Here is a 24,333-nt window from a genome sequence, read left to right on the forward strand (position 1 = left end):
TGGGGGCCCTCAGGCGGAGGTCAAGAACGGGCGGTGTTAGCCCGCTTTCTTTGCTTACTTTCTTTGCGGCGGCAAAGAAAGTAAGTGCCGCCCCGCACAGGGGCGACGCGTGAAGCACGAAGGCATATCGCGGATGCCAGCGAAAACGAAAGCAAAGGCGAAAGCAAAAGACAAAAGCAAAAACCAAAAAGCAAAAATCAAAAAGCAAAAAACCAAACCATCACCGCGCCGCAGGCAAAGACAACAAACCCTCTGTCATTGCATGCGACAACCTCAACGCCGACATCGGCCCCCCAAACCCCCAAACATTACGCTCGACCAAAGTCACACGCCCCTCACGCCGCGCAGGCACAAACCTCCACACAGGCGAATCAAGCTTCGCCTCAAGCTTGACTTCAGGCCCAGTTGCACTAGTCAGCAACACACTCGTCTGCGGACGCGTCAGAAAATCTTCCGACGTCAGATACGTCGTCCCTTCCCGCGTCGCCTTCGAGGGCCACAGCGTCACACCAAGCTGCTTTGCAACCCCGCCAGCCATGCTATTACCCGTGTACGCCCAGTATCGGTCGGGCAAACCCAGCTCCTGCAACAACGCAAAATCAGTATGCGCGCGCCCCGCATCGGCTAACCGCTTCGCATCGCGCGCGAGACCTTCATCGAGTTGCCGTTCGACCGCCTGCGCCTGCGCCGTGCGCCCCGTCATGCAGCCAATCGTATCGAAGATCCTGCGCGCCCATTCGAGCTGCGTCGCCTGCACACCATCGGGCTTCATGTCCGGGCTGAACTGGAACAGCACGGTCGGTGCGATCGATTTCAATGCCGCAAAAATCGGTGCGTGTCGAAAGCCGACGCCAATGATCAGATCGGGCTTGAGTGCGGCAATCGCTTCAAGGCTAGGCTCCTGGCGCGTGCCCACGTCGGGCACAGACTGCATGCGCTCGACGCCATAGCCGATCCACGACGGGTAATACGCCGTATCGACCATGCCGGCAGGCGTGATGTCGAGCGAAAGGAGCGCTTCGGCAAACAGGAATTCCAGCACGACGATCCGCTTCGGATGCGCAGGCAGTATGTCGCTCGTTTGCGAGACGGTCGGATTCTCTTTCAAAGGCGTGCACGCAAACGCAGTGTTCGCATTAGCCAAAGGCGCAGCGTGAGCCGCGCACGCGAACATGATCGAAACGGCGCACACGCTCGCCCGCAGCGCCCGCTTCATCGTATCGCCTCTTGCCGCGCGAGCTCTTCGTCGCTCATCGTGAGTAGTAGCGGGCAACTCGCACACAGTTGATCTTCTCCGGGTATTTCATAGCGCACGCAACACACGCGGCGCGCGCGAAACGGCGCGGGCAGCAGCGTCGAACGCGGCGTCACGTTGCGCACGGGCACGCGCAGCGGGTTGGGCTCTTCAGCGCCGAACAACACGCGCGATTCGAACAGCCACGCGACGTCGCGCGCCACGCCCGGCATTGCCGCGCATTGCTCGAACAACGTGTCGAGCAGATTGCCGACGTTGCTCCACAACACGCGCGGCGCAATCTTCGTCATGCTCGCGAGCAGTTCGATCACGCCGCGCAAATGCTCATCGACGAGTGATCCATAACGCCGTGCGGGATCATCGGTTGATTCGGCGAGCGCATCTTGCGGCAGATATAGCGCTTCGGGCATGCCTTCCCGCAGCAGCAGTTCACAGCGTGCAGGCGCCATGTCGAGCGGTCGCTGCAATGCGATCGCCGAGACTAAGGCCGCAGGGACCGCGAGGCGGAAATAGTATTTACTCCACTGCGACAGCAGCGCGCGCGCGTGCCGTTCGGGATCGCCGCCGTAGCGCAGCGTCATCGCATCGAGGATGGCTTCGCGCTGCGTGGCGAGTTGCGTGAGCGGCACACGCACTGTCGTGCCGTCATCGTGCGAAATATCGGCGGGCACGCCCAGCCACACGCCTTCGACATAGGCGGCGAACGGCGTGCCTTCGACAAACGCGGTGAACGGGGTTGCGGCAGTTGCCATCGTCACCGCCCGCGCTTGCGTTCGCGCCGAGCCTGCACGATCAGCAATGCGAGCAGATAGGGCGCGCCAATCAACGCCGTCAACACGCCCGCCGGAATTTCACGTGGCGCCAGCAGCGTGCGCGCGCCGATATCGGCCGCCGCCAGAATCGCCGCGCCGCAAGTCGCCGCGAGCCACAGACGGATGCGATGCGCGCGCGCGCCGAGCAAGGCCGCGAGATGCGGTGCCATCAGTCCGACAAAGCCAATCGGCCCGACCGCCGCCACCGCCGCGCACGCCGCGATGGTCGCAACCGTCAGCGCAAGCGGACGCAGCAGCGCGACGGGCAAACCGAGCGACGCCGCCTGATCGTCGCCAAGCGCGAGCAGATCGAGCGGACGCGCGAGCAGCACGAACGCCGGCAATGCGAGCGCGCACCACGGCAAAAGCGCAAGCACGTCGCTCCAGCTACGGCCATATGTCCCGCCCACCAGCCACACAACGAAGCGCGCAGGCTGCACGCTTTCCTGCACGATCACCCACTGCGCGAGCGTCGTCCAGAGCGTGCCGACCACCAGGCCCGTCAACGCAACCGCAAGCGGCGCATATCGCGTGCGGCGGTTCAACGCGAGAATCGCGACGAGCGTGATGCCGCCGCCGATCATCGACGACACGGCAATCGTCGCGTGCGCGGCAAGCGGCCAGAACAGCAGCGCGACAAGCGTCGCCAGCGACGCGCCTTGCGTCACGCCCAGCACTTCCGGCCCGGCGAGCGGATTGCGCACGACGCTTTGCATCAGCACGCCGCTTGCCGCGAGCATCGCGCCTGCAAGCAACGCGCACACGACGCGCGGCAAGCGTAGATCGAGCAGCATGCGCGCGACGCTGTCGTCGCCTTGCAATGCGGCGAGCCAGCGCGACGGATCGAGTGTGGTGTCGCCGAATGTGCCTGCGACATAGATCGAAATGACCACAACCGCCGTGACGATCAACCCAACGCCAATCGGTGAAAGCCCCGTGATCCACGTGGCAAAACGGCTGCGCGGCGATTGCGCGGGCGCGTCGGCGGATTGCGCAAGCGCGGAGGTCCACGCGCCGCCGTGACGGATCATCGCGAGCATCAACGGCGTGCCGACCACGGCGATCGCGACGCCTGTCGATAGCGTGCCGTCGAGATCGAGGGCAAGCACGGCGCTGTCGGTGGCGAGCACCAGCAGCGCGCCGACCAGCGCAGATAGCGGCGCAAGCGCGGCCAGCCGCGTCGAACGCGAGCCGCGAATGTGACGCAGCAGATTCGGCGCGATCAGCCCGACATAAGACATCGGCCCTGCAATGCTCACTGCGACGCTCGCGAATCCGATCGCGACGAGCAGAGCATAAAAGCGCGCGGCATCCACGCGCACGCCGACTGCAAGCGCTGCATCGTCGCCCAGCGCGAGCGGATCGAGCGGACGCACGACAAACGGCAACGCCGCGAGCGGCAGCAGCAGCCACAGCGTGGCTGTCACGAGCCCATCCGCGCCCGGCTGATAGAGACTGCCGCTCGCCCACAATGCGACGCCTGCAATGCTCTGCTCGAAGAACGCGAGCACGAGCGTCGAGACGGCCGAGAACAGCAGCATGCAGACACTGCCTGCGAGCACCATGCGCAGCGGCGTCGCGCGCCAGCCGCCCGCAGCGGCCGCCACGCAGACGGCGGCGAGCAGACCGCAACCGAACAGCAACGGTACGGAAGCGGCGCCTGCCAATGCGGGTATCAGCATCGCGGCGAGCAGACCAAGCTGCGCGCCGCCAGTAATGCCGAGCAGATCCGGCGACGCGAGCGGATTGCGCGTCAATGCCTGGAACAGCGCACCCGACACGCCAAGACACGCACCCGCCACGAGTGCAGCGAGCACGCGCGGCAAATGCAGATTGAACAGAAGCACATGCGCGAGCGCATGTTCGTCGCCGTCTGCTGTCGCGTTCGATGTCGCGGCATGCAGGAGCATCGACAGATCGGGGCCGATGCGCAACGCGGCGATGACAGCAATCAGGGCGATCAGCGCGACAGCGAGTACGCCTGCACGGCTATGCTGCGCTTCGCGCCAGCGCGGCATCGCACGCGTCTGCGCACGCTGCATGCGTTTTCGTGCGGCAAGCGTGGTCATGCGGCAAGGCCCTTGTCGTTCGACTCGCTCGCCAGCTCTTCGCCTTCGGGATGCGCGGGCACGCACATCGGCGCACCTGTTTGCGGATGCGCGATGCGCAGCATCGGCACGCCAAAGGTCGCTTCGAGATGCTGCGGATCGATGATCGCGTCGGGCGTGCCTTGCGCGACGATGCGGCCATCGCGCATCAACACGATTTCGTCGCTGTAGGCCGCGGCCTGATTCAGATCGTGCAGCACCCAGACAATCGTCAAACCGCGCTCGCGATTCAAGCGGCGCAGCTCACTGAGAATGTCGAGTTGATGATGAATGTCGAGATACGTGGTCGGCTCGTCGAGCAGCACGATAGGCGCGCGCTGCGCGAGTGCCATCGCGATCCATGCGCGCTGACGTTCGCCGCCTGAGAGCGCCGCGACGTCGCGCGCGGCGTCATCGGCGATACCGCTTGCGGCGAGTGCATCGTCGATCGCCGCGTGATCGTCCTTCGACAAACCGCGCATCCAGCCGCCGTGTGCATATCGTCCATACGCGACGAGTTCCCGCACGGACAGGCCGGCGGGTATCTGGTTGAACTGGGACAGCATCGTCAGCGTGCGGGCGAGATCGCGCCGTTTGTACGACGCGAGCGCCTTGCCCGCCACGTGCACTTCGCCTGCCAGCGGCGGCTGCAAACCGGCCAGCGAGCGCAGCAGCGTACTCTTGCCGCAACCGTTCGGCCCGCATAGCGCGGTCACGCGATTCGCGCGAATGTCGATATCGAGCGAGTCGATGACTACGTGATCGCGATATCCCACTGTCAGCGAACGCGCCGACAGTGCCAGGTTCGAACGACTCTTCATGTGTTCATGTGGCGGTGGCGAATGTTCTGGATGCTTGTGCGCTTGCCGGCACGCTGTAGCTCTCGGCCATCGCGACGACGACCTTGCGCGGACCTTCGAACGGATCGCGTGCGTGGGCTGTCAGCATGTTGTCGAGCATCACCACATCGCCGCTAACCCACGGAAACACGATGCGCTGTTGATCCAGCACGCCGCGAATTTCCGCGAGCGCGTCGGCTTCGAGTGGCGCGCCGTCGCCGTAATAGACGTTGCGCGGCACGTTCTCGAGGCCCACTGCATCGACGAGCGCTTCCTGCATGTCTTCGTCGAGCGCGGACAGATGGAACAGATGCGCCTGGTTGAACCACACGCGCTCGCCCGTGCGCGGATGCACGGCAACCGCCTGACACAACTCGCGCGTGCGCAGCAGCGCTTCGCCATCGTCGTCTTCGCGCCACTCGCAGTCGATGCCGCGTGCTGCGCACATTGCATCGACGGCACGCGGGTCTTCGGTGCCGAAGGCCTGTTGCCACGGCAGATCGAGGCCTTGCCCGAAGTTGCGCACGTACAGCAGTTCGCGTTTCGCGAAACGTTCGATCAGCGCCGGATCGAGCGCGCGATAGATCGCTCGGCTGTCGGCGATCGGCGTCGCGCCGCCTGAACGCGCAGCGAGCGCGCAATGGAACCAGATGCGCATCGGCCATTCGCGCGTATACGCCTGCTCGTTGTGCAGCGGAATCGAGCGATGCGGCGGATATTCCGTCGACGTATACACGGCGCCTTCGACCTGGCTGCGCGGCGTCGAGGCGAATTCATAACCGATCAGCGGCGAGCCGAACGATGCGGCGAACTGCTGGAACGTATCGATCGACGGCACCGCGAAGCCGGTAAACAGCACGCCGCCGGCGCGCTCGATGCAGTTGTTCGCGATGTCGCGCAGCAGCGGCGCGGCGGCTTCGAGCGTGAACGACCTGTCGTGGCGCGGCGAGACGATAGTCGGCAGGCCGGGCTCGATGCGAAGGTCGTCGAGTGTCGGGAGAGACGCTGTCATGACGTGTCCTCAGTTGCAGGCCGCATCGATCACGCATGGAGCATGCATCGACGCGGCGCGAAGAACGGTCTCGCGCGGCGCGCTCGTGGCGCGCGAGATTCCTTGATGCGGTTTGCCTTTGCTGGAAGGCGCGCGGCTCAGCGTGCGGTCTGCGCTGCGTCCATATGACGGCGCAGGCTTGCCGGGCGCATGTCGGTCCACACGCTTTCGATGTGTTCAAGGCACGCGGCTTTCGTTCCGCGCACGCCGACTTCGCGCCAGCCCGCGGGCACGTCGCGGAAGGTCGGCCAGATCGAATACTGCTCTTCGTCGTTGATGACGACCGTGTATTGAACGTCGTCCTGGGCGTCTTGTTGCGTGTTCTGTGTCATGTCGTGTGTGCCTGCGTATCGGGTGAGATGCAGTTGAACGTTTGCCTGTGTGAAATTACGAGGCTGTCATCTGCTTGACGTTCGACGCGCAGGTTTTTTTAGCGCGGCCCGTCGTCTTCACATACGCGACGTTTTTCGCGCCCGCATGCATGCAGTCCGCGCAATGCTTCGCGGCGTCGCGCACCATGAAATGCACTAACGTCTGCGACACGTTCAGCGCACGCGCCGTTTCCTGCAAGGTCTCCTCGCGCAGACGCACGCGCTCGAAAGCACTGCGCGTGCGCTCGGGCAGTTGTGCGAGCGCGTCGAATGCATGGCGCAGCGTATCGCGCGTGACGAGCGCGGACTCGGGCGTAGGCTCCGGCGACGGCACGTCGAGCCCGTCTTCCTCGCATGCGTGCCATGTGTTTTCGAGCGACTGTCGGCGGCAGGCATCGATCGATGCATTGCGCACCATGCGCGCCACGTAAGCCAGCGGCTGCCGCACATCGTCCTGGTTCGAAAAGCCCGTGAGCTTGATGAACACGTCGTGCACGACATCTTCCGCGCGGCTCGAACAGCCGACGAACGACCGCGCCAGCTGGATCAGCGAGCGGCGGTTTTCAATCAGCACGTCGAGCAGCAGGCCTTCGCAGCCGCGCGCGTTCGATGCCTTCGATGCCTTCGGGTCCGCACTCGCGTCCAGCGACGCGTCGCTCAGCTCGCAGTCGGCATCACAGTCGACCTCGTTCAATGCTCCTTGTGCGAAGGCCGCGGGATGACGGTTGATCCGCGCCGTAAAACTCGCCATTGATTCAGCCATCGAATCGTCTCCATGTCGCTATCGATCAGATGGAAGGCAATCTAACGTAAACGCGAATCATTCTCAATGATGTTTCGGACTATTCTTATTATTTTTTAGTGACATTTATGCTTGACGAATCGTTTCAGCCGAGGTCAGGCGACCAGGCGATGCAAGCCGCATAGCCTTGCGGGGCGTGGGTCCAGGCGGCATCGAGATTGTCGATGGCGGCCGGGCGCTGCGGGCGCGGGACGAATCCGTGGACGTCACGCGGAAGGACGGTTAGTTGCGTCAGATACTCCGAGATGCCGACGCCCGCCGCCTTGAGCAACGCCTCTTTCGCGACCCAGGCGTCGAAAAATGCATGCTGGGATTGAGCCGCATCGAGGCCTTCCAGCGATTCGATTTCCGCTGCGCTGAGCGTCGATCGGGCGATGGAGCGCCAGTCGAAATCGCTCGCGCGTGCTTCGATGTCCACGCCGACGCGACGCCGCGTGGATAACGCAATCAGCCCATACGCGCCCGCATGCGACACGTTGAAATCGACGGGTGCGGGCGGCTCGACCATATATGGACGGCCCGCTTCGTCGGTCGTAAGACGGAGGTCTTGAGCCGCAATTTCCGTCGCATCAGATAGCGCCGAGCGCAACGCCGCGCGCATGCTGGCAAAGCGGATCGCGTCGTGATGACGATGAAAACGACGGCCGCGTTCACGCTCGTCGACAGATAACGTCCCGAATGCGGGCGCGTCGAGCGGCCAGTCGAACGCGAAATCGACCCGCCACAAGGCGATATCGGGCGGCCCGGAATGCGGCAGAAGTAAACGGTCAATAGAGTTCATTGGAAACATAAACGCTCATGCAGCCGAATGCTGCATGAGCGTTGACGAACGGGACACGCGTATTTTTACTCGATGACGCGCTGTTTGGGCACACCGCGCAGCAACGCAATCCCGCTCATGAACAACAGTGCGGTGAGCAGATACAGCGCGTTGTCCATGCTGCCTGTCTGCGTCTTGATGAGTCCGATTACCCACGGGCTTACGATTCCGCTCGTAATCCCAATGCTGCTGATCAGCGCAATACCCGCCGCCGCGGCCTTGCCAGACAGATAACCGGACGGCACGGTCCAGAAGATCGGCAGCGCGGCGAAGATCAGCACGGCGGCAATCGACAGAATACCGAGCATCGCGGCAAAGCTGCTCAGATGCAGCGTCAGCAGCGACAGCGCAATGCCGCCGCCAATCGTACAGGCCGCGAAGTGCTTGCGCCGCTCGCCATGTCGATCCGAATGACGCGCGATCAGAATCAGGCCGACGGCGCCGATCGCATTCGGAATGACCGTGTACAGGCTGATCCACAACACGTCTTTCACGCCGAAATCGCGGATCATCAACGGCATCCAGAAATTGAGCGTCAGCGATGCGCACGTCAGCGAGAAGTAGATGAACGCGAACAGATAGACGCGCGGGTTACGCAGCGCGTCGGTGAACGCGCGCGACGAATGCGAACTCGCAGGCCGATGCTCGGCGTCGCGTTGCGCGATCAGATGGGCCTTTTCCTGCTGCGTGAGCCACGTTGCCTGCTGCGGACTATCCACGAGCCAGAACGCTGCGAGCAAGCCGAGCACGACAGCGGGCGCGCCTTCGATCGCGAACATCCATTGCCAGCCGTACAGGCCCATCACGCCCGCCATGTCGCGCATGATCCAGCCCGACACGAGACCGCCCAGCACACCCGCGACAGCAACGCCTGCGAAGAAGATCGACAGGATCGCTGCGCGCCGTTGCGCCGGATACCAGTACGTCAGATACAGCACGATGCCCGGAAAGAAGCCCGCTTCGAACACGCCGAGCATGAAGCGCAGCAGATAGAAATGCGAAGCCTGCGACACGAACATCATGCACACCGACGCCGCGCCCCACAGCAGCATGATCCGCGTGAACGTGCGGCGCGCGCCGAAGCGCGCGAGCAGCATATTGCTCGGCACTTCGCACAGCACGTAGCCGACGTAGAAGACGGCCGCACCGAGACCGTACATGGCGTCGCTGAAGCCCAGGTCGTGCTTCATCTGCAACTGCGCGAAGCCGATGTTGATGCGATCAAGAAACGAAATGACGTAGCAGAGAAACAGAAACGGCACGATGCGCAGCGTTACCTTGCGATACAGCGCCGTGTCGTCCTGATACGCGGCGGGGGAATCGCCGGGCTCATAGGCATGCGTGATGGACTGACTCATCAAGATCTCCAGGCAATGCGGGTCCATCGGACCCATTGGGTCCGGCGTCTGTTGCGCCGTGTTGTCGTGGAAGACGGCTCGCGCTTCTCTCGATGGGCGAGCCGGTTGAGAAGATCAGGCGGCGACGCGCGGCGCGTCGCTGGTGTGCGGATTCGCGGCTACGTTCGGCTGATCGACGCCTTCGCGCGCGTAGCGGATCGCTTCCATCAACGTCGCGTAGTCGCCGATATGATTGGCGAGCAGCAGAATCAGTTGCGCATTTGCAGCCTGGCTTTGCGCCTCGTCGAAATCGCGATGCATGTCGATCAGCGCTTCGTAGAAGTCGTCGGGCTGCGTCAGATTGAGTTGCGTGATGAGGGCCACGTTTGTCTCCTGCTTTTATCGTATTGATGTCCGTTACGGCGTTCAGGCAACGCCTTCCACGCACAGCGCCCGCTTGAGCGCCGCATCGACACGCGTTGCGTCGAATGCCCGCCAGCGCGCGCACACATGCTGATCCGGACGAATCAGATAGAACGTGCCCGGCTTCGCGTCGTAACGCGACCACGCGAGACCTTCGGCATCTTCGAGCACGACGGCGCCGTTCAGATCATGCACGGCCTGATGGATGCCATGCGATGCAACCACGACCAGCCTGAACGGAATCGAGCCTGTTTGCAGGGCTTTCAACGCGCGTTGCGTCTCCACGTCGATGCCATCCTTGCCGCAAAACACGACGCCTGTGAACGCGTTGCCGAGTTGCGAGAGCAGCCATGCAGGCTTACCGTCCGCGAGAACGGGCGCATCGGCGCATGAAGCGCCCGGCACCATCTTGCCTTCGAAGCTTTCGTTATCGACTGAGTTCAAAGCGGAATCATGCAGCACGGCAGGCACCGACAAACGTCCGCTATTCGCAAGCTGACGCGCAAACGGATGCTTGCGCGCAAGCTTCAACACGGCATCGCGGAACGTGCGGCTGACCGGTGACTTGGGCGTGATGAAATCCGTCGAACGCGTCGAGTTGCGGATGTTTTCATCGGCGGCGTATTCGCGTTCGCTTGCGTACGTGTCGAGCAGCGCATCGGATGCGCGGTTGTCCAGCACCATCGCGAGTTTCCACGCAACGTTCTCTGCATCCTGGAAGCCGCTATTCGCGCCGCGCGCACCGAAGGGCGAAACCAGATGCGCGGCATCGCCGACGAACAGCACGTTGCCATGCCGGAAGCGCTCCATGCGCAGACACGAAAACGTATAGACGCTCACCCATTCGAGTTCGAACCTGACGTCCGGCCCGAGCAGCGCGCGCACGCGCGGCAGCACGCGTTCAGGTGTTTTCTCGGCTACAGGATCCGCGTCCCAGCCAAGCTGGAAGTCGATCCGCCATACGTTATCCGGCTGACGATGCAGCAGCACCGACTGATTCGGATGGAACGGCGGGTCGAACCAGAACCAGCGCTCGCTCGGAAACTCCGCTTCCATCTTCACGTCGGCGATCAGGAAACGGTCCTTGAAAACGCGGCCCTTGCTGTCGAGCCCCATCATGTTGCGGATCGGGCTGCGCGAGCCGTCGGCGGCAACCACATAACGGCCGCACAACGGATACTCGCCATCGGGTGTATCGACGGTGAGCGTAACGAACGCATCGGCGGAACCGGGTTCGCCGTGTTGCTGCAAGCCGACCACCTTGCTCTTCCAGCGGATGTCGATATTCGGCAGCGCCTGCGCGCGCTCGAGCAAAAACCCTTCGACGTAATACTGCTGCAGATTGATGAACGCGGGGCGATGATGCCCCGCTTCCGGCAGCAGATTGAACGTGTACACCATCTCGTCCTGCAGGAACACCTTGCCGACGTTCCAACTGATGCCCTTGTCGACCATGCGGTCGCCGCAGCCGAGGCGATCGAAGATATCGAGCGAACGCTTCGAAAAACAGATTGCACGCGAACCTGTTGCAAGCGAGCAATCGTCGTCGACGAGCACGACGTTCACGCCGTGTTGCGCGAGATCGATTGCCGTCGCGAGACCGACGGGCCCCGCGCCGACCACGATCACCGGATGCCGCGTCACATCGGTCGATGCATCCTGCTCGGCACAGCGCCGGTAATCGAACGACAAGGTCTGGTAGTTGATGCTGCTCATTCTGCTGTCTCCATCCATCTGCGCGTTTCTATTGCTGCGTCGTCAAACCTGCAGCGCGGCCCACATGTCCTTGTCGCGCTGCGCGGTCCAGATGCGCGGATGCGTGATGCCGCTCGCTTCGTCGAAAGCGCGCGACACGTCGAACGGCAGGCAATGCTCGTAGATGAAAACATGGCCGAACTTCGGGTCCATCGCCTTGCGCGTGTGCGCCATCGCGGCCTTCAGATCGAGCTTGTCCGCGACGGCTTCGCGGCCGCTTTGCAGCAGCGTCGTGACGAAGTCCTTCGTGTAGTCGAGGCCTTCGTTCACGTCTTCGGGCGTGGTCAGCGCGGGGCCGCGGCCCGGCACGAGCTTCTCAGCTTTAAGGGCGCGCAGCGCTTCCAGAGTCGCAGGCCATTGTTCGAGTTGCGCGTCGCCGCAATAGCACGCTGCGTCATATTCGACGAGGTCGCCCGAGAACAGCACCTTCTGCGACGGCAGCCACACGACGGTATCGCCCTTCGTATGTCCCGCGCCCAGATGCGCGATGCGCACTTCGAGCTTGCCGAGAAACAGCGTGATTTCCTTCTCGAACACGAGCGTCGGCCACGTCAGGCCCGGCACCGTTTCGACGCCCGCAAACAGGCGCGGAAAGCGCTCGATCTCCGACTTCATGTCGGCCTCGCCGCGCTCGACGATCATCTCGTACGTGCCGCGGCTCGCAATGATCTGCTGCGCGCCTTCGTTGAAATACGCCGACGCGCCGAGCACGCGCACCGCGTGATAGTGCGACAGCACGACGTATTTGATCGGCTTGTCGGTGACGCTGCGAATCTTTTCGATCAGGTCTTGCGCCATGGCGGGCGTCGCCGTGGTGTCGACGATCAGCACGCCGTCGTCGCCGATGATCACGCCCGAGTTCGGGTCGCCTTCTGCCGTGTACGCATAGGCGTTCTCGGACAGTTGCGTCCACGTGATCTTTTTCTCTTCGAGGTCGGCTTGCGATGCGAATGCCTTGGCCATGCTCGTCTCCATTGATTGATGGGGGCGACGGGCGAGACGGCGCGCGGGCGCCGCGAATGGAATGTCTCGCTCCGTCTGATTGGAATCATGTCCGGCGATTATTAGGCCGGAGTGATTTCATCTTAGACTCTGCCGATTATTTGTCAATAGCGAAACGTATCGCTATAGGTTAATTTCACGTATACCCTGGCGTTCCCGGGTTGCCGTCGGGTGCGGGCTGGCGTTCGTTTAACATGGACCTTTTTTCGATCCAGACAGGCGACGTGAGCGGCATGGCGAAGACGGCAAAAGACGGCGAGACGACGGGCGCGGGCAAGCAGCAGCGCGGCATTCAGAGCGTCGAGGTCGGCGGACGGTTGTTGCACGCGCTTGCGCAGGCGCGCGCGCCGCTCGCGCTGTCCGATCTCGCCGCGAGCGCTGAAATCGCGCCGGGTCAGGCGCATGCTTATCTGGTGAGCCTGACGCGACTTGGCCTCATCAAGCGGGACGAACTGTCGGGACGCTACGAGCCGGGGCCGTTGTCTTTGCGGCTCGGCCTGATGCAGCTTGCGAACCAGCCCGCGTTTCGCGCCGCCGTGCCGCGCGTGGCGGCGTTGGCGGAGAAAATCGGCTTCAGCGTCGCGATCTGCACGGTCGGTCCACAAGGCCCGACCATCGTTCGATACGAACATGCGGGCTTTCCGCTGCATGTGAATCTGCATGTGGGCACGGTGATGTCGTTGCCCGCGACATCGACGGGACGTGTGTTTTGCGCGTTTCTCTCGTCCGCTGCATTGCAGACCATGTGGGCGAACCAGTCCGGCGACGCGAGTGAAATCGTTGCGCCCGCAGATCGCAATTCATTCGACGCGACGCTCGCCGCGATCCGCGAGCGCGGCATCGAACGGGGCATCGATGCGCCGAGCCCCGGCATCAGCAGTCTTGCCGCGCCTGTGCTCAATGCCGATAACCAGTTGTGTCTCGCGCTGACGGTGATCGGCCCGAGCGGCACAATCGATGTGAACTGGGACAGCCCCGTGGCGCGTGCGTTACAACAGGCAGCGCGTGAAATCGGCGCGGATATCGCGGCAACCTGAACATGACCGAAGCACTGAATACCTCATCGTCCGCGACTGCCGACACGAAACAGCAGCGCGGCATTCAATCGCTCGACAGCACGGGCGAACTGCTGACCGCCCTCGTCGCGGCGGGCAAGCCGTTGTCGCTGCGCGATCTCGCTGCGGCAGCAAATATGCCGCCCGCGAAGGCGTTTCCGCATCTGGTGAGCTTGCAGAAGATCGGCTTGCTGGGCCGCGACGCGTCGGGCTGCTTCGAAGCCGGGCCGCTTGCGCTGGAACTTGGATTGATCGGTTTGCAACGTCTTTCGCCGGCGCGCGAGGCGGAACCGGAAATCGTCGATCTCGCGGTGACGACGGGCATGAGCGTCGCGATGGCGGTGCTGGGTCCGCTCGGGCCGACCGTCGTGCGGCTTGAAGAATCGGCGCGGCCGTTGCATGTGAGCTTGCGCGTGGGCACGGTGATGTCGCTCGTCAACACGGCGATCGGCCGCGTGTTCGCCGCGCATGTCGCCGACGATGTGCGGCATGGTTTGCTCGCGCAAGATTCATTGCGGCTTGCAGGCGCTGAGCGCGCGGAGATGCTGGCGTCTTCGTCCGATGCAAAGGCCACGAAACTCGCGCCGCCGTACGCAGAACGTCTCGCGCAGATTCGCGAGCAAGGCATCGACACTGCGCTGAACAAGCCGATTCCCGGCATCAACACATTGGCTGCGCCCGTCTTCGATCACACGGGCAGCATCGTGCTGGTGATCGCGTTGATGGGTACGGCGGGAAGTTTCGACAGCGATACACAAGGCGGCGCAGCAAAAACGCTGCTGGCGGCAACGCTACGCCTGTCGCGGCGGTTTGGTTACGTGGCGGGTTGATCAAACTCGAACAGCACGCGTTATCGCGGTTCATCCTCCGCCGCCGCGCCCGTTTCCTGCGATAAACGCGCTTTCGCGTGCCGCATCTTTTCCAGCGTATGCGGCTCCAGCCGCAACGCGACGCCGATCGCGAGCGCATCCATCACACACAAATGTACGAGGCGCGAAACGCCAGGTGTGTTCGGATCGATGGGACTCGGCACGCGCAGCAGCAACGGAATATCGACAAGCCACGCAAGCCGCGAGCCGACATTCGTCAGCGCAATCGTCGTTGCGCCGCGCTCTTTCGCGATCTGCATGCTTTCGTTCACTTCGACACTGCGGCCCGAATGCGAAATAGCGAACGCGACATCGCCGGGTTCGAGCAGGCCCGCGTAAAGCCGCTGCAAATGCGCGTCGGTAAACGCACTGGCGGCGATATCGAGCCGCAGAAAACGCAGCGCCGCATCCTGCGCAACCAGCCCGGAACCTGAACCGACACCGAAGAAATACACGCGCCGCGCGCTCGTCAACGCAGCCAGCGCCGCATTCACCGCGACGGGATCGATCGCACTGCGCGCCTGCGTGATGCCTTCAATCGCCGCTTCGCCGACCTTGTCGAACAGCGTCTGCGTGTCGTCGTCGCGTGCCACCGATGTCGACGCGTACGGCATGCCGCCCGCCACGCTCTGTGCAAGCTGCATCTTGAAGTCGCGCAAGCCGTGCGCGCCCACCGCGCGGCAAAAGCGCGTCACGGAAGGCTCCGACACGTCCGCGCGCTGCGCAAGCTCAGTGATGCTCGCGCGCATCGCGAAGTCGACATCGGACAGCACCATGTCGGCGACCTTGCGCTCGGCGGGCCGCAGCGATTCGAGCGCGCTGCGGATGTGAGGAATCAGGTTCGGTGCGGACACCGTGTGTTCCTTTGCGTGGAAGATGAGCGTGGAAGATGATCCGCGGCGATGCCGTCAGCCCAGTCTCTGCCCGCTTTCCGTGTCGAACAGATGCATATCCTGCTCGGGGAAGCGCACCGTCACACGCTGGCCCGGCTCGATCGACGCGCGCTGGCGCATCGTCACGCACCACGCCGCGCCGCCGATCTTGCCGTACAGATGCGTCTCCGCGCCCGTCGGCTCGATCACCTCGACGTCCATCGGAATGCCTTCATTCGATGTTTCGATATGCTCGGGCCGCACGCCGAGGGTGACCTTTGCGCCCGGCTTCACTGCGGCGCCAGGCAGCGGAATCTGCACGTTGTCCGCAAGCTGCAGCGCCACGCCGCTTCCCGCGCTCACCACTTCGCCCGCGGCGAAGTTCATCGACGGCGAGCCGAGAAAGCTCGCGACGAACAGGTTCGCCGGCCGGTCGTACAGTTCCAGCGGTCGCCCGATCTGCTCGATACGCCCCGCATTCATCACAACGATGCGATCGGCCATCGTCATCGCTTCGATCTGGTCGTGCGTGACGTAGATCACCGTATTCTTCAGCCGTTGATGCAGCGCCTTGATCTCCGTGCGCATCTGCACGCGCAGCTTGGCATCGAGATTCGACAGCGGCTCGTCGAACAGGAACAGCGACGGTTCGCGCACCACCGCGCGGCCCATTGCGACACGCTGACGCTGCCCGCCCGACAGCGCGCGCGGCAAGCGGTCCAGATAGCCGCTGAGATTGAGCATCTTCGCCGCCGCCTCGATGCGCGGCTTGAAGCTCGTCGACGATTCCTTGCGAATTTTCGGACCGAACGCGATGTTGTCGTACACGGACAGATGCGGATACAGCGCGTAGCTCTGGAACACCATCGAGATATTGCGCTGCTGCGGCGGCAGGCTGTTCGCGCGCGTGCCGCCGATCGTCAGTTCGCCGCCGCTGATTTCTTCCAGGCCCGCGACCATCCGCATCAATGTGCTTTTGCCGCAACCCGACGGGCCGACCAGCACGACGAACTCGCCATCGTCGATATGCAGGTCGATGCCGTGCACGACCTGCGTATCGCCGTAACGCTTGTAGATGCCGCTCAGTTGCACTGCTGCCATGCTGTCCTCATCGTCGTTTGCGGTTGTGCCGCGTGTGTTCTGCCCAAGCGTCAAATCCAGGCGTTATAGCGATTCGAGCGTCAGTTCTTCGGCCATCAGCCGGTTGCCCGCCATCAGGCCGCCGTCGACGGGCAGCACCACGCCCGTGATGACACGCGCCATCGGCGACGCGAGAAACAGCGCGGCATCGGCGATATCGTCGGGGGTCGCGAAGTCGCGCAGCGGATACCACTTCTTTAGATCCTCGAAAACTTGCGGATTCTTGTCGACGCGCGCCTGCCACGCTTTCGTCTTCACCGTGCCCGGACACACGATGTTCGCGCGAATGCCGTGGCGGCCCAGTTCGATGGCCAGCGCCTTCGTATAGCTGATCAGCCCCGCTTTCGCCGCGCTGTACGCGGGATGGCCGAGCGCCGTGATGCCGTTCACGGAGCCGATCAGCACGATCGATCCGCGCTGCCGCCCGATCATCGACGCGCGCACCGCTTCGACCGTGTGATACGTGCCGTTCAGATTCAGATCGATGTCGCGCCGCCAGCTTTCGGCGTCCGTCTTCGCGAGCGTCAGCCCCTGCGCCGCGCCCGCGTTCGCGACGAGCACATCCACGGGACCGCGCACCGCGACAGCTTTCGCGACGCTTTCACGCACGGCGTCGGCGTCGCAGAGATCGACGGCGATGGGCGTCACGCTGTCGGCGCCGAGTTCGGCCATCAGCTGATCCAGCGCGACCGCGTCGACATCGAGCGCGAGCACGGTCGCGCCGTCCTGCATGAAGCGCCGGCACAACACGCTGCCGATCCCGCCGCACGCTCCCGTCACCAGCACGACACGCTTCATGTCCTGTCCTCTCAACTGTGTAAATTTCCTACATATTGCACATTTACAGACTTCGCGAACCACGCAGGCACTCCGTACGCGCAATACCCTGCACCGCACAAATAGCCCATCATTTACAGCATGTTATGCAAAAAACCGGACGACAAAAAATATGGTCAGCCCTACGTGACAACATTTTTTTTCGTGTGTAGGATTTTTTCAAACAATTCAACCCAAGCAGCCGGCGACGGCAGCGGACCACCCCAGGAGAGACGAAATGTCGTTGCATGCACGTGCTTCCCTTACGCTCGGCAAAGTTGCCGCAGCGCTCGCGTTTGCAGGTCTTGCCCTATCGGCGCACGCCGACACGGTGCGTGTGACGGTCGCGCATTACAGCGACGCGACGGCGCCGTACTTCGAAAAAATGGCCCGTCAGTTCGAAAAGGCCAATCCCGGCACCACGATCAAGATCGAGGACGTGAACTGGGACACGCTGCAACAGAAGCTGCAAACGGATATCTCGGGTAACGCCAACGCCGACCTGGCTATCGTCGGCACGCGCTGGCTGCTCGACTTCGTGAAGGACGACGTCGCCGAGCCGCTCGATCCGTACATGGACGCGAACTTCAAGAACCGCTTCATTGGCCCGTTCCTCGCGCCCGGCCAGATCAACGGCAAGACGTACGGCCTGCCGATCGCCGCTTCGGCGCGCGCGCTTTACTACAACAAGGATCTGCTGGCGAGCGTCGGTTATCCGAACGGCCCGAAGACGTGGAACGACGTAATCGATGCGTCGAAGAAGCTGAAGGCGAAGGGCATTGCCGGTTTCGGCCTGCAGGGCAAGGAAATCGAAACCGACGTGTATTACTACTACGCGCTGTGGACCAACGGCGGCGACGTGCTGAACAAGCAGGGCAAGGCCGGCTTCGATTCGCCCGCAGGCATCAAGGCCGCGACGCTGTACAAGTCGATGATCGATCAGGGTCTGACGCAGCCGGGCGTCACGGGCTATAGCCGTGAAGACGTGCAGAACCTCTTCAAGCAGGGCCGCGTCGCGATGATGATTTCCGCGCCGTTCCTCGCCAAGCAGATCAAGAAGGAAGCGCCGAACCTGAAGTACGGCATCGATCCGCTGCCGGTCGGCACGAACGGCGCGACGTATGCCGTCACCGATTCGATCGTGATGTTCAAGAACTCGAAGGTGAAGAAGGACGCGTGGAAGTTCCTCGACTATCTGTTCACGAAAGAACCGCGCGTCGAGTTCACGAGCACGGAAGGTTTCCTGCCGACCACCAAGGCTGAAGCCGCCGATCCGGCCTTCAACGATGCCGACACGAAGGCGTTTATCGCGCTGCTGCCGCAGGCACGCTTCGCGCCGACGGTGACGGGCTGGGAAGACACCGCGAAGGCTGTGACGAACGCGATGCAATCGGTGTATCTCGGCAAGGCCAAGCCCGACGACGCGCTGAAGCAGGCCGCGAGCCAGGCGAACCAGGCGCTCGGTCAGTAACGCGCTTCGATGATCTGTTGATGTCGTACCGGAAGCCGCATCGGGTTTGAGCCGATGCGGCTTCGCATTCGCTAGGCGCACTGCGTTCATGCAACGCACCGCATTGCATCCGGCCCATTCCGTCCCGAGGGCTTCATGAGTTCCAACGCCCAAGCATCCGTCGATCGAGCACGCATGAGCCGTTCCATCGCACCACGCGCCGCCGCGCCCTGGTGGCTGATCGCGCCGAGTCTGATCCTCGCGCTGTTTATCATCAGCTACCCGATTTTCAACATCGTCTACCAGTCGATGCACGACGTATCGCGCTTCGGCGCGATCCGCGATTTCACCGGGCTGAAAAATTTCTTCACGGTGTTCGCCGACCCCGTGTTTCTCGATGCGTTACGCCGGACCATTGTGTGGACTGCATGCGTCGTGGGCGGCACGATCATCTTTTCGGTGCCCGTCGCGCTGGTGCTGAATCAGGATTTTTATGGCCGCGGCATCGCGCGCACGATCGTCATGCTACCGTGGTCCGTATCGCTGACGATGACGGCTGTCGTCTGGCGCTGGGCCTTCAACGACGACTACGGCATGGTCAACGTGACGCTGCAGCGGCTCGGTTTGATCGGCGGCCCGATTCACTGGCTGGCGACGCCTGAACTCGCGTTTCCCGTTGAAATTGCTGTCGGCATTCTGGTGTCGATTCCGTTCACGGTGACGATCCTGCTCGGCGGCCTGTCGTCCGTGCCGGGCGATATCTACGAAGCGGCGCGCATCGACGGCGCGAGCGCGTGGCAGCAGTTCCGTCAACTGACGCTGCCCTTGCTGCGCCCGTTCGTGAACATGGCGATTCTGCTGAACGTGATTTACGTGTTCAACTCGTTCCCGATCATCTGGGTGATGACGCAAGGCGGACCCGACAATGGCACGCATATTCTCGTCACGTATCTGTATGAACTTGGCTTCAGGCTTGGACGTCCCGGTCAGGCTGCGGCGGTGTCGCTCGTCATGCTGATCATGCTGTTCGTGTTTTCGGTGCTGTATCTGCGCATTCAGCCGTCGAAGGAAGGAGAGCCCGCATGAACGCGAAGATGAAACGCACCGTGTGGTGCTGGCTCGCGCTGTCGCCGCTGATCGTGGTCGTGCTGTTTCCGTTTGCCGTGATGTTCTTCACTGCGCTCAAACCGTCGCAAGAAGTGTTCGTCTATCCGGCACGCTGGCTGCCGATGCACTGGCAATGGCAGAACTTCGTCGACATGTGGACCGCCGCGAACTTCGGTGTCGCGCTGCGCAACAGCACGGTGATCAGTTTGCTGTCCACAGCGCTCGCGCTCGCCGTCAGCCTGCCTGCCGCGTATGCGCTTGCGCGCTTTCCGTTTCGCGGACGCGGGCTGTATCGGCAGTTTCTGCTCGTTACGCAGATGCTTTCGCCGATTCTGCTCGTCGTCGGCCTGTTCCGGCTAGCCGCGATGATTCCGTATGGCGACGGCAATCTCGTCGATTCGAAGATCGGCGTGATCGTGTCCTATGCGGCGTTCAATATCGCCTTCGCCGTGTGGATGCTGTCGTCGTACTTCGCGACGGTGCCGCGCGATCTGGAAGAATCGGCGTGGCTGGAAGGCTGCAGCCGCACGCGCGCCGTGTTCAAGGTGTTTCTGCCGCTCGCCGTTCCCGCTATCGTCGTGACGGCCATTTTCACGTTCATCAATGCGTGGAATGAATTTGCCGTCGTCTATACGCTGATCCGCTCCCCTGAAAACAAGACGCTCACCGTGCAGGTCACGGATATGGTCGCGGGCAAATATGTCGTCGAATGGCATCTGGTGATGGCCGCGACGCTGTGCGCGACCCTGCCTGTTTCGATCGTATTTGCGTGGTTGCAGCGCTATCTGGTGAAAGGCCTTGCGCTCGGCGCGGTCAAGTAAGCGTCTTCATTCTGTCACTGTCATATAAGCAAGGGCCGTCGCGCGTCGGCGGCCCTTCGTCTGCATCGTTTCCATCGGCCTTGTAGAGTTGTTCCGCAACAGCGCAAAAGTGGTTACCTGAAATTGGTCAAAATTGGCCATTTCACGCGGCCAGTTTCACGCCTAATCTTCATGTGTCGCGCAGTTGAAGCGCTCACTCACTGAGGAAACGATCATGGAACAACGTCTCGACTTCTACAAAGCCAACCCGCACGCAATCAAGGCGATGCTCGCGCTCGAAGAACGCATCGGCAAGAGCGACCTCGAAAAGTCGCTGACGGAACTGGTGCGCCTGCGCGCATCGCAGATCAACGGCTGCGCGTTCTGCGTCGACATGCACACCACCGATGCACGCAAGGGCGGCGAAACGGATCGTCGCCTGGCGACGGTCGTCGTGTGGCGCGAAACGCCGTTCTTCACCGCACGCGAACGCGCGGCGCTGGAGTGGACGGAATCACTCACGCTGGTCTCCGAGAACCACGTGCCCGATGCAGTCTGGGAAGCCGTGAAGCCGCATTTCAGCGAGGCCGAACTGGTCGATCTGACGTTGCTGGTTTCGGCGATCAACGCATGGAACCGCTTTGCGATTTCGTTCCGCAAGATGCCTGCGTAAGGCCGCTTGCGGACAGTTGACGCAGCGTCTGAAGAAAAGCGGGCAATACAGCCCGCTTTTTTGCATCTCGAGTACACCCGCACGCAGAATCGGAGAATCCTGACAAACGCAGCAGACGCATCTGATTACCAACACAGATGCCCGTCAATAGAGTTTTCCGTACGGTGACACGGCGATGGCCGTTGCATCGTGTTCGTCGGATAACAACGGAGCATTTGACATGAATGTGAAATCTGCGTGTTTTGCGTTAGTCGCTTCAACAATGTTGTCGTGTTTCGCGCAGTCCGCATCGGCAGCGCCGACCTCTCTCGAAGGGCAGTCGTTCGCGTTGAAATCGGAAGGTCCGGGAACGGCGTCGACCGCCAACCAGAAGCTCGCATTTGGCTACTGGATATGCGATCCCAACTGGAATCCTTCGGATTGCTACTGGCTCCCAGGGGATTGAAGAGTCAGGCATTAGCGGGTAAAGCTCAGCACCCTGCAAGCACTAAAGCTTGCAGGGTGTTTTCATTTCCGGCGGCGTGGCCGTCAGCCTGCATACCGTCACCATTTGGCGCTATGCTAGTGGGTCCATTTCTCAGGAACACGCTCATGAAAACGACCACAGGCTCCATGATCACTTTCAAACGTCCGGACGGCAAAGAACTGCAAGGCTATCTCGCCTCGCCCGAGAAAACGGCCGGCGCGCCCGCCGTGGTCGTCATTCAGGAATGGTGGGGCTTGAACGACCAGATTCGCGGCGTCGCGAATCGCCTCGCTGAAGCCGGTTACTTCGCGCTCGTGCCCGATCTGTACCGCGGCAAGTCGACGGTCGAAGAGGAAGAAGCGCATCACCTGATGGATGGCCTCGATTTCGGCGATGCGGCATCGCAGGATGTTCGCGGCGCGGCGCAATACCTGAAGCAGCACGCGAGCCGTGTTGCGGTGATGGGTTATTGCATGGGTGGCGCACTGACGCTGCTCACGCTTGGTCAAAGCCCGGAAGTGTCTGCGGGTGTGGTGTTCTATGGCTTCCCGCCGCTCGATTACATCGACGCGTCGAAGATCAAGGTGCCTGTGCTGGGGCATTACGCTACGCAGGACGCGTTCTTTCCGATCGATACTGTCGCGACGCTGGAATCCAAGCTGGGCGATGCGGGCGTCGATGTCGAGTTTCATCGATATCTCGCGCATCATGCGTTTGCTAATGAGACGGCTGTGGGCTACAGCCGTATTGCCGGGACTCAGTTCGATCCGGTGTGGTCGCAGATGGCGTGGGATCGGACGTTGACGTTTTTTGGTCGTGAGTTGTGGGGGAAGTGATGTCTGGTTTTGCTCGCTTTTCTCTGGCATCTACGATGTGACTTTGGTTTGTCTTGCGACGCAGGTTTGGTTTGCTTTTGTTTTCGCGGGCATCCGCGATATGCCTTCGTGCTTCAAGCGTCGCCCCTGTGCGGGGCGGCACTTACTTTCTTTGCCGCCGCAAAGAAAGTAAGCAAAGAAAGCGGGCTAACACCGCCCGTTCTTGACCGCCGCCTGAGGGCCCCCAACGGTTCCTCCGCTTCACACGGCAACCCGCTATTTGCGGCCCGTTGCCAACGCCTTGCATAGGCGCCTCACCCACTTCAATCACCCGTAGCGCAGCCAGCGGCAGCGAATGGTTACGGCCGCCCAGGTGGCAAACTGTGTGTCGGTCGTAGCGCTTCACACGTCAACGCTCTTACGACACCGATCCCGCTTTTCAGTCCGGAGTGATGTGTGTACGCCGCGAAAACCTACACACAGTTTTCCGCTATAGAACGTGGGCAATTTGATCGCGTGTGTTGTGGCGCGGGAGTGTGAAGCGGGTGAGGCGCCGTTTCAAGGCGCTGGCAACGGGCATCGAATTGGAGGTTGCCGTGTGAAGCGGAGGAACCGTTGGGGGCCCTCAGGCGGCGGTCAAGAATTGGCGGTGTTCAGCGGCTTTCTTTTGCCTACTTTTCTTTGCCGCGGCAAAGAAAAGTAGGTGCCGCCCCGCACAGGGGCGACGCGTGAATCACGAAGGCAAATCGCGGATGCCAGCGAAAGCCAAAACCAAACCCAAAAAACAAAAACAAAAGCAAAAAGCGACTCAACGAACACGCCGCGGAAACCGCATCAAATCATCCGCAACAGGCACAACCGCAAGCAAAAGCAGCAACGCCGCAAGCGGCACCGTAGCAATAAACCCCATCTGCTTGAACGCAACAGCGCCCACCAACCCACCGGTGAGAAACATCCCGAGCAACGAAGCAAGCAAACCAAGCCTGCGCATATCCGCGCCGACATACCCTGCTTCCGACGACGCCACACCCCGGTTCCAGTACAGACCCTTGCCAATCTCAATACCGAGGTCCGTCACGAGACCCGTAACATGCGTGGTGCGGATTTCCGCTTTCGATATCTTGGTGATCATCGCGTTCTGCAATCCCATCACGTAGCAAAGCAGCGTGACAGTAGCAGGCACGTACAACAGTTGATGGTGTTCGAGATTCGCGCCGAGCACGCCGAAGCACAGCAACAACAGCCCTTCGAGCACGAGCGGCATCGCATAGACGCTCTGCGTGCCCTTGCGCCTGCCCCAGTTGATCAGAATGGCCGAACTCGCTGCACCCGCAAGAAAAGCGAATATCGAACTCGCCGCGGACAGCACGAAAGCAATGTTGCCAAGCGCGAGACTGTCGGCCAGCGACGACACCATGCCAGACATGTGCGACGTGTATTGACCAATCGCCAGAAAGCCGCCCGCGTTGGCAGCGCCGGCAATCCCGGCAAGCGCCAGGCCAAGCCGCCGGTTGGCAGCGTCGGAGCGAGAGGCCGAAGTGAAGCCGCGAAGATAGTCGACGGGCACGATGACGCCTGCAAAAGAAGGGAATTTCGACAATCCTACCTTCAAATTGCGCTTATCTCGCTTTTGATCTGCGGCAGTTCCCTGCGTTGATTTGTCGCAGGGACTGCCGCTGGCCGTTCATGCGCCCGTCATGCCAGCGGGTTCACGCG

At 62.1% G+C, this 24,333-nt stretch carries 23 protein-coding genes; 7 read left to right on the plus strand and 16 right to left on the minus strand.

Features of this window, described 5'->3' with window-relative positions:
* Nucleotides 1-220: 220 nt before the first annotated feature.
* The 12 genes from G3O01_RS43930 to G3O01_RS43985 form a co-directional block, all read right to left on the minus strand.
* Nucleotides 221-1,216, minus strand: coding sequence for an iron-siderophore ABC transporter substrate-binding protein (locus G3O01_RS43930; RefSeq protein ID WP_205813748.1), 996 nt, complete (start codon nt 1,214-1,216; stop codon nt 221-223).
* The gene (fhuF, locus tag G3O01_RS43935; protein WP_205813749.1) at nt 1,213-2,007 is read right to left on the minus strand and encodes a siderophore-iron reductase FhuF; all 795 of its coding nucleotides are present in this window, start codon (nt 2,005-2,007) and stop codon (nt 1,213-1,215) included. Before fhuF ends, G3O01_RS43930 begins: the two co-directional genes overlap by 4 nt.
* A gap of 2 nt (nt 2,008-2,009) precedes the next feature.
* On the minus strand, nt 2,010-4,136 hold the full coding sequence (gene fhuB / locus G3O01_RS43940) for a Fe(3+)-hydroxamate ABC transporter permease FhuB (protein ID WP_205813750.1): 2,127 nt from the start codon (nt 4,134-4,136) through the stop codon (nt 2,010-2,012).
* Nucleotides 4,133-4,975 carry an ABC transporter ATP-binding protein gene (locus G3O01_RS43945; RefSeq protein ID WP_205813751.1) on the minus strand — a complete coding sequence of 281 codons (843 nt, stop codon included), beginning with the start codon at nt 4,973-4,975 and terminating at the stop codon, nt 4,133-4,135. The genes fhuB and G3O01_RS43945 overlap by 4 nt, the downstream gene beginning before the upstream one ends.
* Before the next feature lie 4 nt (nt 4,976-4,979).
* Nucleotides 4,980-6,005 (minus strand): TauD/TfdA family dioxygenase, encoded by a 1,026-nt coding sequence (locus tag G3O01_RS43950; protein WP_205813752.1) that lies wholly within the window; start codon nt 6,003-6,005, stop codon nt 4,980-4,982.
* A 137-nt stretch (nt 6,006-6,142) separates the two neighbouring features.
* Entirely contained in the window at nt 6,143-6,376 is a 234-nt protein-coding gene (locus G3O01_RS43955; protein ID WP_205813753.1) for an MbtH family NRPS accessory protein, read from the minus strand.
* Between the two features lie 55 nt (nt 6,377-6,431).
* Nucleotides 6,432-7,178 (minus strand): RNA polymerase factor sigma-70, encoded by a 747-nt coding sequence (locus G3O01_RS43960; protein ID WP_205813754.1) that lies wholly within the window; start codon nt 7,176-7,178, stop codon nt 6,432-6,434.
* Nucleotides 7,179-7,302: 124 nt separating this feature from the next.
* On the minus strand, nt 7,303-8,007 hold the full coding sequence (locus G3O01_RS43965; protein WP_241024777.1) for a 4'-phosphopantetheinyl transferase superfamily protein: 705 nt from the start codon (nt 8,005-8,007) through the stop codon (nt 7,303-7,305).
* A 56-nt stretch (nt 8,008-8,063) separates the two neighbouring features.
* On the minus strand, nt 8,064-9,395 hold the full coding sequence (locus G3O01_RS43970; protein WP_205813755.1) for an MFS transporter: 1,332 nt from the start codon (nt 9,393-9,395) through the stop codon (nt 8,064-8,066).
* 114 nt (nt 9,396-9,509) lie between these two features.
* Entirely contained in the window at nt 9,510-9,758 is a 249-nt protein-coding gene (locus G3O01_RS43975; RefSeq protein WP_205813756.1) for a DUF2783 domain-containing protein, read from the minus strand.
* A gap of 42 nt (nt 9,759-9,800) precedes the next feature.
* Nucleotides 9,801-11,513 (minus strand): FAD-dependent oxidoreductase, encoded by a 1,713-nt coding sequence (locus G3O01_RS43980; protein WP_205813757.1) that lies wholly within the window; start codon nt 11,511-11,513, stop codon nt 9,801-9,803.
* Between the two features lie 42 nt (nt 11,514-11,555).
* Nucleotides 11,556-12,515, minus strand: a complete 960-nt coding sequence (locus G3O01_RS43985; RefSeq protein WP_205813758.1) for an MBL fold metallo-hydrolase — start codon at nt 12,513-12,515, stop codon at nt 11,556-11,558.
* Between the two features lie 233 nt (nt 12,516-12,748).
* Here G3O01_RS43985 and G3O01_RS43990 point away from each other — a divergent pair, with 233 nt between their 5' ends.
* Nucleotides 12,749-13,591, plus strand: coding sequence for an IclR family transcriptional regulator (locus G3O01_RS43990; protein WP_205813759.1), 843 nt, complete (start codon nt 12,749-12,751; stop codon nt 13,589-13,591).
* A gap of 2 nt (nt 13,592-13,593) precedes the next feature.
* On the plus strand, nt 13,594-14,439 hold the full coding sequence (locus tag G3O01_RS43995) for an IclR family transcriptional regulator (RefSeq protein WP_205813760.1): 846 nt from the start codon (nt 13,594-13,596) through the stop codon (nt 14,437-14,439).
* A gap of 20 nt (nt 14,440-14,459) precedes the next feature.
* Here the strand turns inward: G3O01_RS43995 and G3O01_RS44000 are convergent, their stop codons facing one another.
* The 3 genes from G3O01_RS44000 to G3O01_RS44010 form a co-directional block, all read right to left on the minus strand.
* Complete coding sequence (locus tag G3O01_RS44000) at nt 14,460-15,332, minus strand: MurR/RpiR family transcriptional regulator (RefSeq protein ID WP_205813761.1); 873 nt, start codon at nt 15,330-15,332, stop codon at nt 14,460-14,462.
* Between the two features lie 54 nt (nt 15,333-15,386).
* Nucleotides 15,387-16,451: a sn-glycerol-3-phosphate ABC transporter ATP-binding protein UgpC gene (ugpC, locus tag G3O01_RS44005; protein ID WP_205813762.1), complete on the minus strand. Its 1,065-nt coding sequence runs from the start codon at nt 16,449-16,451 to the stop codon at nt 15,387-15,389.
* Nucleotides 16,452-16,514: 63 nt separating this feature from the next.
* Nucleotides 16,515-17,288 (minus strand): SDR family oxidoreductase, encoded by a 774-nt coding sequence (locus G3O01_RS44010; RefSeq protein ID WP_205813763.1) that lies wholly within the window; start codon nt 17,286-17,288, stop codon nt 16,515-16,517.
* A 256-nt stretch (nt 17,289-17,544) separates the two neighbouring features.
* On the opposite strand from G3O01_RS44010, the gene G3O01_RS44015 reads away from it, so the two are divergent.
* From G3O01_RS44015 to G3O01_RS44035, 5 genes are all read left to right on the plus strand, one after another.
* A complete protein-coding gene (locus tag G3O01_RS44015; RefSeq protein WP_205813764.1) occupies nt 17,545-18,777 on the plus strand; it encodes a sugar ABC transporter substrate-binding protein in 1,233 nt (410 codons plus the stop codon).
* 174 nt (nt 18,778-18,951) lie between these two features.
* Entirely contained in the window at nt 18,952-19,842 is an 891-nt protein-coding gene (locus G3O01_RS44020) for a sugar ABC transporter permease (protein WP_205813765.1), read from the plus strand.
* Complete coding sequence (locus G3O01_RS44025; RefSeq protein WP_205813766.1) at nt 19,839-20,684, plus strand: carbohydrate ABC transporter permease; 846 nt, start codon at nt 19,839-19,841, stop codon at nt 20,682-20,684. Before G3O01_RS44020 ends, G3O01_RS44025 begins: the two co-directional genes overlap by 4 nt.
* Nucleotides 20,685-20,898: 214 nt before the next feature.
* The gene (locus G3O01_RS44030) at nt 20,899-21,336 is read left to right on the plus strand and encodes a carboxymuconolactone decarboxylase family protein (protein ID WP_205813767.1); all 438 of its coding nucleotides are present in this window, start codon (nt 20,899-20,901) and stop codon (nt 21,334-21,336) included.
* Nucleotides 21,337-21,927: 591 nt separating this feature from the next.
* Nucleotides 21,928-22,638, plus strand: coding sequence for a dienelactone hydrolase family protein (locus G3O01_RS44035; RefSeq protein ID WP_205813768.1), 711 nt, complete (start codon nt 21,928-21,930; stop codon nt 22,636-22,638).
* Nucleotides 22,639-23,425: 787 nt separating this feature from the next.
* Here G3O01_RS44035 and G3O01_RS44040 read toward each other — a convergent pair.
* On the minus strand, nt 23,426-24,184 hold the full coding sequence (locus G3O01_RS44040) for a YoaK family protein (RefSeq protein WP_205813770.1): 759 nt from the start codon (nt 24,182-24,184) through the stop codon (nt 23,426-23,428).
* Between the last annotated feature and the right edge of the window lie 149 nt (nt 24,185-24,333).

It is taken from the genome of Burkholderia sp. Ac-20365 (assembly GCF_017104715.1).
GTDB lineage: Bacteria > Pseudomonadota > Gammaproteobacteria > Burkholderiales > Burkholderiaceae > Paraburkholderia.